The organism is Bacillus cereus group sp. Bce019, assembly GCF_051781745.1.
Lineage (GTDB): Bacteria > Bacillota > Bacilli > Bacillales > Bacillaceae_G > Bacillus_A > Bacillus_A cereus.
The window spans coordinates 1-261 of record NZ_JBPWJX010000199.1 but is presented as its reverse complement, the minus strand read 5'-3'; the positions used below and the strand labels follow the sequence as shown (position 1 = coordinate 261).

Sequence of the window (261 nt, the reverse complement as noted above, 5' to 3'; positions counted from 1 at the left end):
CAAAAAGCCACCCACTTTTCCGTCACAATCCGCAACGAGCACTTCCGCTAGTTCACGCTGAATGATGTTTAACCATAATTTCTGACGCTTTTCAAAGGTGTAACTGTCGATATAACTTTGAGGCATCAACCCACTGTAGGCATAAGCCCATGAATTGACATGTATACGTGCAATTTTATCAACATCACTTAGTAATGCCTTTCTAACTCTAAACTTCATGATTTCCCTATATGCCTAACGCCCAATTAAGTAGCCCGAAAC

At 41.0% G+C, this 261-nt stretch carries 1 pseudogene; it reads right to left on the bottom strand.

The annotated features are described in order from the left end of the window. Positions 1 to 219: pseudogene (locus ACS2QP_RS28000) on the bottom strand (GNAT family N-acetyltransferase); the annotation flags it as partial. Positions 220 to 261 lie beyond the last annotated feature (42 nt).